A 6,717-nucleotide genomic window follows, 5' to 3' on the forward strand; every position below is an offset into this window, starting at 1 on the left:
TAGTTCCTTCCGTCGGGCCTGTAATCAACGGGTTAGCGCCTGCGGCCGCCCATAATGCTGCCGAGCACGCCACGGATAATCTGGTTAGTGATCTGCCGCGCCGCGCTTTTTGCCACGCTCTGTACCACACCGTCGCGTTTGCCGCCCCGAGGCCCGGTGGTACCCAACAGAATATCCTTCAGCCCGCCGAGAATACCGTCATCCACCGCGACTTTATCGCCTTTAACCGGCGGCGCGTTGGCCTCTTCAGCGGCTCCCCGCAGGCCTTTGCTCAGCATTTCAAAGGCAGATTCGCGATCAACTGCCTCTTCATACTTGCCGGAGAGCGGAGAGTGATTGATCAGGCCGTTACGCTCGTCGTCCGTTACCGGCCCCATGCGTGAGCCGGGCGCAATCACCATGGCGCGCTCTACCACTGACGGGCTGCCTTTCTCATCAAGGAAGGAGATCAGCGCTTCGCCGGTACCCAGTTCCTGAATGGCGGTGACGGTATCGAACGCCGGATTGGCGCGCATGGTTTGCGCCGCCACTTTCACCGCTTTCTGATCCTTCGGCGTGAAGGCGCGCAGCGCATGCTGCACGCGGTTACCTAACTGACCAAGCACCGAGTCCGGGATATCGGCGGGATTCTGCGAGACAAAGTAAACGCCGACGGCTTTGGAACGGATCAGGCGGATAACCTGCTCGATTTTATCCAGCAGCACCTGTGGCGCGTCGCTGAACAGCAGGTGCGCTTCATCGAAGAAGAACACCAGTTTAGGCTTCTCCAGATCGCCCGCTTCCGGCAGGTGCTCATACAGTTCAGAGAGCATCCACAGCAGGCTGGTGGCATAGAGCATCGGCGTCTGGTAGAGCTTCTCCGCCGCGAGGATGTTGATCACTCCTTTGCCGTCGCTGTCGGTGCGCATCCAGTCTTTGATATCCAGCATCGGCTCGCCAAAGAAATATTCGGCCCCTTGCTGCTCCAGCGACAGCAGGCCGCGCTGGATAGCCCCGACCGAGGCGCTGTTGATATTGCCGTACTGGGTCTGGAAGGATTTGGCGTTGTCGCCGATATACTGCGTCATGGCGCGCAGATCTTTGAAGTCCAGCAGCAGCAGGCCCTGGTCGTCGGCCACGCGGAAGATAATCTGCAGCACGCCGCTCTGCACTTCATTCAGGTTCAGCAGGCGGGCCAGCAGCAGCGGACCCAGGTCTGAAACAGTTGCGCGAATGGGATGGCCTTTTTCACCGAAGATATCCCACAGCACCACCGGATTGCCCTGCGGCGACCAGTCGGTGACGCCAATCTTCGCCAGCCGGGCAAGCAGCTTCTCTGATGAGGCGCCTTCTTTGGCTATGCCGGTCAGATCGCCTTTCACATCGGCCATAAACACCGGCACGCCGATACTGGAAAAACTCTCTGCCAGCTTCTGCAGCGTGACGGTTTTGCCGGTCCCGGTGGCACCGGTAATCAGGCCGTGACGGTTGGCCATGCCAGGCAGGAGGTGCAGCGCGATATCGGTGGTCTGGGCAATCAGCAGCGGCTCGGTCATGTTTCGTATCCCTGTCAGTCGGTGAAAAATTCAGTCGAAAACGTCCTGTAAGATTAGCAGCCCCTGCCTTCGCTCTGCGAGGCGGCTTTGCTATTTTCAGAATGCTGTGGCTCTGTGAAATAAAAAACGAGCCACTGTGGCAGTGGCTCGCGGGAAGGACGGTGAGGGGACAGCCTCACCATTCAGAGAGAACAGTTAAGAGATAAACTGTTTGCCCTGTTTCAGGACCAGGTCACAGGCTTTGGTCTTGACCTTTTTGCCCAGCGCGGTATCGCCCAGGCTCTTCAGGTTCACCTGCTGGTTGTTGCCGGTGTTCAGCAAGCCCATCAGGCCCTGTTTGTAATCGGTGGTTTCCTGCGCCTTCTGCGTATCGGCGAGGCCCAGTTTGCTCATCAGCTGATCTTTGACCGAGTCGGCGTTGTTATCGACCACGTTGTTCTGCACGCAGTACTGCAACACACCGGCAGCATTGGTCATGCTGTTAGAGCTGAGCGACTGATTGCCGCCGTTCAGCAGGCCAGTCAGCGCGCTCATTGAGTTGCCGGTCTGGGCGGTTGAAGCGGATCCGGAATTACTGCTGAGCGAATTGGCCGCGCTACTCAGCTGATCCTGCCAGCTGGCCGCAGAGGCCGCGCCAGCGAACAGGGAAGAAGAAACCGTTAAAGCCAAAATCATCTTGGATGCTGCTTTCATTTTTATACCCTTTCTAAGTTACCCGGCACAGCGCACTCAGTCGCTGCGCGCCGATCTCCACACTCGGACTACGTGATAGCGGGGGAGTTCCATCGAGTGATAGTCAGGAGGGGTGCGTTTGGGATTAATCCGAGTGGGTTGGCTTCTCTGTTCTCTCTTTTAGCAAGGCTTCTGCAGACGCGGAATCGAGGAGCGGCATGCAGGGAAAGGGGACATTATAGATCTCTTCCGCGCCGGAGAACTGAATAAAATGGATTGAAAGAGAACATTCCGGCGCACTGATTTTTCTCTCGCGCAGCGCCATCTGCATAATACGTTCGATATATTTGGGGATAATTTCACTATTACCGGCGTCCACTATCCAGGATTTACCCGGCTCGATAAGTTGGTGGTCGTGGTCAGACTGAAGGTAGTAAGTCGCCTCGTTACCATTTTTCAGCCTGCTGTTAAGTTCGATGCCGGTGAGCACCGCAGCACGGTTGCCAGAATTCGAGAGCATCAGGCTGATTTTATAATCATCGCCGCCAATCACCGAAAAATGAAGATCGGCGGTTTGCGCCTGGAAGAGTGAGTAGACGGAGGGCACCGCCCAGATGGAGAGCAGTGTCAGGACAAAAGCGGCCACCGTCGAACCCAGACCAAGGAAGCGTCGCCAGTCCTGATGACTGCTGCAATGGTGACATTTCACCGCGCCGTCAGGAATGGGCTGTTTGCATTCCCGGCACACCCTGGCAGAAACCGTATGAGGACAGGCGTCAGACAAAAGAAGCTCTCCGATGAAACGTGTGGGTGATGAAGACAGGTCGTTCAGGCGATAAGGATAATGGATGCATGGCGACGGGGATACCGATCAGCAGGGAGATTACGGGGATTTTACGCAACGACTGGCGAGACAGGTGACGTTTTTTTCAGCACTCGCACCACCGCCAGCGGATAGGGGTTGCGGAAACAGGGGGTAACGGTATAATCCCCAACGTTTTCCGCATACCCTTCAGTGCCGAAGTGGCGAAATCGGTAGACGCAGTTGATTCAAAATCAACCGTAGAAATACGTGCCGGTTCGAGTCCGGCCTTCGGCACCATATGCAAAAACTAAGTCACCTGAAGGTGGCTTTTTTTGTGCCTGAAATCAGCCAGATACTCTAAATTTTGTTCGTTTCTTGTTCTCATAATATCTGCTGGCATCTGTTGGTATATCGCATACTGCGGGATACTGATTCGTATATCGGAAGTTCGACTTTGAGCGATATACGCACCCTTGGTGGACATTAAGGGTCAGGAAGAAAATTGCTTTAAGGCGAAGTATCACTGACGTTGTTGATTGGAGCGGAAAATCATCTGGCAGTTTAGAATGTGCCAAGAGTGGACAATGAAAACATCAGGGAAGCACCAATTCATAAGGTACAGGGCTTTGTTTAATAAATCGGGTTTAGATAAAACTACCCCCTATCACCCTATCACCCTATCACCCTATCACCCTATCACCCTATCACCCTAGCCTGTTCATCCAACCAGAATGTCAGTGAACGCCAATGGATAAGAGCCTTGTTGTAGGCTTTCCAGTTAGTGATTTTGAACTTTTGTTTTGCCACGGGGTACCACTACAGGGTCAGGAATGTGGTGATCTGATCCTGATTACGACCAAAAGTTCGATTTATTCAACAACGCCAAGGCACAGGTGAAGTTTTAGAACTAGAACTTGACTAAACTTGACTATGGAATATACTTCTGACATGCAAAAAAGACTAAATACTCATAAAACACAGCAAGCGATCACTATGGCAGGCTTGAATCAGACTGCTGTAGCTGATGCTTTAGGTGTCACCAAAGAGGCTGTTTCACAGTGGCTTCTGCACAAGTCTTTTCCTCGCCCAAATAAGCTCCTTCAACTTGGCAGATTATTGAACCTTTCTTTCGATGATTTAGTTATCAAAGAAGACCCGCATGCTCCAAAAGTTGCATTTCGCAAAATGCGTGGTACTAAGACGAAAGATCATCATATTGAAAAGGCTCAGGAAATTGGACGTTTTCTACGTCATCTTGTGCCTTACTTGCCGTTTGACACATTTGAAATGCCACCAGTGCTGAAGTCGCCAAATTGTGGATATGACTATCTTCGCACTGTAACTACTAAAGTCAGGGAAGATATAATCCTTGGTCCAGTAGAGTGTGTGGATTTTACACACCTGATTCGTCGCTTTAGCGAGTTACAAGCTGTAGTTGTTCCGGTGATGTGGGGGGCAAAGCAGCGCCACGAAAATGCAATTCATATACACCTTCCGGATTCAGGAAGTACATGGGTTTATCTGAATTTGGATACCAATATCCACGATTTTAAATTCTGGATGGCTCACGAGCTTGGTCATTGCTTATCCCCAAGTTTAGAAGGTGATGAAGCTGAAGACTTTGCGGACTCCTTTGCCGCAAGCCTGCTCTACCCGCATGAGTTAGCAGCAGAGGCTTATGTTTCGATTAGTTCACAATCCTCTCCCTCTGCTAAAATCAACCATATTATCGATCTGGCAGAAAAGTTAACGATCTCCCCTTGGACAGTCTTTGGGCAAGTTAACAAATATGCAGAATTTACAGGAAAGCCTGAAATTCAACTCAGCAAGGCAGTTTTCCCAGGGGCTGTGACCAATTTTAATAAGAGATTTAAAAATCTCAGCGAAGCTCTTTTCAGCGATTCTGAACTTGATCAATATGGTAAGCCAAGTGCTCGTGACTATATTGAGAAAACTGAACGTGCTTTCGACACTTCATTTTTCGACTTGCTCCGTAAATATTTAAATGAGCAAGATAAAGGTCCTGGATATGTTCAAACCGTGCTGGATATGTCACGACTTGATGCACAGAGTATCTACGCTGAGTTGACCTGATGCCTCAAACGAAAATTCTTGTTGATACAAATGCATACTTAAGGTTGGCCAAATCCATCCGACCTTTACTGTTCGTGCCCTTTGGTGATGACGAGTATTGTTTGTATATACTTCCTGAGCTTAATGAAGAGCTAACAGCACGAAAATTACAAAGCAAATTCCCTTGGGTAGATGAAGATGAATTTGCTGAAAATCGCATGCACTTTCCTAATATTGCGAGAAAGCAAAAAAAAACTATCCATCAAACATTTGAATACGTTTGGGATCATGTGCAAACGGAGTTGCCAGGCCCATCTAGGGTAGATGCTTTATATATTGCTTATGCGCTGGAGCTTGGCGCGCCAGTTGTGACCGATGACCAAGATATGACTAAATTGGCTGAGGTTTTTGAAGCGCAAGTTATGCCTACCTTGGAACTACTCAAGATTATGTTGGATTCTGGTCATACTGATATGAAAACTATCAGGGGCATTGTTGAGTATTGGGAATACTTTGCAGACATACCAGCAAACTTCAAAACGGATTATCAACGTATATTCGGTGAGTAATAAAAAATAGCATCTTTCCGGAGTATATAAACCTGAATCATAGTTTTTTGATAAACCACTTAAATAAAATATCCGTAATGAATCATTACAAGTAACATAGAATATCATTTTAATAATTCCCAAAATTATTTTTCCAAGTGAGACGTTGAATAGAAAAATCGCCTCAAATTAGATTAAGTATTCAATAAGTTGATCTTAAGGTTAAATTTCTGTTTTTCTGTGCAGGGATATGATGACTAAGGTCGATGTAAGGTGTCCATTTTGTGGGAAAACTAACCCCGTGAAAAAATACGGTTATGGCAGGGGCAAGCATCAACGTACCGCTGTCAGGCTTGTTGTTGCACCTTCCTACTGAATTGAGCGAGAGAACCTGACGTTACGTAACCGTCTTAAACGACTCTATTGGAAAACATTGATATATTCAAAGTCACCAAAAATCTGCGGCAGGATCATTAGCACCTTCACGGAACGAGAGTATTACGTTTGATCCGGAACAACTCATTGAATACATGCCCCTTCTAAGAGTGCTTAAATGACTTATTAATGGCAGACAAATGACGTGCAAATGAAGCTCCAATGGTTATTATCCTGATTCAAATTGTCGCAGGATTTTTGTTAAAGAAACTTCATACACCTCAAGACATACAAAAAAATGCATCGCCTCAAGGCTCACTCGATAAGGTTTTCACCATCAATAACGCTATGCGTTATATAAGGACTAGGCTGGGAGGCGTTGTACGGCAAGGGTTGAGAGGGAAAATGCGCAACTTAATCGATGCAACGTTGATTTTGCCATAACTTTTTATTAACTTAAAAGTATGAAGCCGTCCTTAGGGGCTGTCAGGGCTGAAACTGACAAATTACAACATCTCTGATGGCAAAGCCTGGCCGACAACAGGCAATAATGATTTAATGGCAAAACCTGGCCAGAACAGGTATCAAATCTATGGCTTTCCTAACTTTTCAGTAAGTTATGAATGTATGCCTAGACTGGCCCCATAGATCACCAGACACTTCGCCTCTCTTAAAATAAGAGGTAGTCTTAGAACTATGTTTAACACCA

Annotated in this window: 6 protein-coding genes, 1 tRNA gene and 3 pseudogenes; 6 read left to right on the forward strand and 4 right to left on the reverse strand. The window is 48.6% G+C overall.

From position 1 onward, the window contains the following. Positions 1-32: 32 nt before the first annotated feature. The 3 genes from AC3Y5R_RS16550 to AC3Y5R_RS16560 all read right to left on the reverse strand — a co-directional run bounded on the left by AC3Y5R_RS16550 (position 33) and on the right by AC3Y5R_RS16560 (position 2,991). A complete protein-coding gene (locus AC3Y5R_RS16550; protein WP_489922232.1) occupies positions 33-1,535 on the reverse strand; it encodes a helicase HerA-like C-terminal domain-containing protein in 1,503 nt (500 codons plus the stop codon). A 195-nt stretch (positions 1,536-1,730) separates the two neighbouring features. Then, a complete protein-coding gene (locus AC3Y5R_RS16555) occupies positions 1,731-2,228 on the reverse strand; it encodes a YjjA family protein (protein ID WP_489922233.1) in 498 nt (165 codons plus the stop codon). Positions 2,229-2,352: 124 nt separating this feature from the next. After that, on the reverse strand, positions 2,353-2,991 hold the full coding sequence (locus AC3Y5R_RS16560; RefSeq protein WP_489922234.1) for a hypothetical protein: 639 nt from the start codon (positions 2,989-2,991) through the stop codon (positions 2,353-2,355). Positions 2,992-3,224: 233 nt separating this feature from the next. Here AC3Y5R_RS16560 and AC3Y5R_RS16565 point away from each other — a divergent pair. Beyond that, positions 3,225-3,309 (forward strand) — tRNA-Leu (locus AC3Y5R_RS16565). Positions 3,310-3,723: 414 nt separating this feature from the next. On the opposite strand, the pseudogene AC3Y5R_RS16570 reads toward AC3Y5R_RS16565, so the two are convergent. Further along, positions 3,724-3,819, reverse strand: a pseudogene (locus tag AC3Y5R_RS16570) (IS5/IS1182 family transposase); the annotation flags it as partial. 141 nt (positions 3,820-3,960) lie between these two features. Between AC3Y5R_RS16570 and AC3Y5R_RS16575 the strand changes: the two are divergent. The 5 genes and pseudogenes from AC3Y5R_RS16575 to AC3Y5R_RS16595 all read left to right on the forward strand — a co-directional run bounded on the left by AC3Y5R_RS16575 (position 3,961) and on the right by AC3Y5R_RS16595 (position 6,452). After that, the gene (locus AC3Y5R_RS16575; RefSeq protein WP_064377799.1) at positions 3,961-5,106 is read left to right on the forward strand and encodes an XRE family transcriptional regulator; all 1,146 of its coding nucleotides are present in this window, start codon (positions 3,961-3,963) and stop codon (positions 5,104-5,106) included. Beyond that, complete coding sequence (locus tag AC3Y5R_RS16580; protein ID WP_064377800.1) at positions 5,106-5,654, forward strand: PIN domain-containing protein; 549 nt, start codon at positions 5,106-5,108, stop codon at positions 5,652-5,654. The genes AC3Y5R_RS16575 and AC3Y5R_RS16580 overlap by 1 nt, the downstream gene beginning before the upstream one ends. A 232-nt stretch (positions 5,655-5,886) precedes the next feature. Then, positions 5,887-6,008: pseudogene (locus tag AC3Y5R_RS16585) on the forward strand (IS1 family transposase); the annotation flags it as partial. A gap of 1 nt (position 6,009) precedes the next feature. Continuing rightward, a pseudogene (locus AC3Y5R_RS16590) lies at positions 6,010-6,141 on the forward strand (IS1 family transposase); the annotation flags it as partial. Positions 6,142-6,230: 89 nt separating this feature from the next. Next, positions 6,231-6,452 (forward strand): hypothetical protein, encoded by a 222-nt coding sequence (locus tag AC3Y5R_RS16595; RefSeq protein ID WP_064377801.1) that lies wholly within the window; start codon positions 6,231-6,233, stop codon positions 6,450-6,452. Positions 6,453-6,717: the final 265 nt, after the last annotated feature.

Source organism: Erwinia sp. 009765445 (assembly GCF_058137865.1).

Bases quoted from the DNA above. Each gene is read 5' to 3' on its own strand.
- AC3Y5R_RS16595 (WP_064377801.1), top strand. From the start codon at position 6,231: ATGGTTATTATCCTGATTCAAATTGTCGCAGGATTTTTGTTAAAGAAA.
- AC3Y5R_RS16575 (WP_064377799.1), top strand. From the start codon at position 3,961: ATGCAAAAAAGACTAAATACTCATAAAACACAGCAAGCGATCACTATG.
- AC3Y5R_RS16555 (WP_489922233.1), bottom strand. From the start codon at position 2,228: ATGAAAGCAGCATCCAAGATGATTTTGGCTTTAACGGTTTCTTCTTCC.
- AC3Y5R_RS16550 (WP_489922232.1), bottom strand. From the start codon at position 1,535: ATGACCGAGCCGCTGCTGATTGCCCAGACCACCGATATCGCGCTGCAC.
- AC3Y5R_RS16580 (WP_064377800.1), top strand. From the start codon at position 5,106: ATGCCTCAAACGAAAATTCTTGTTGATACAAATGCATACTTAAGGTTG.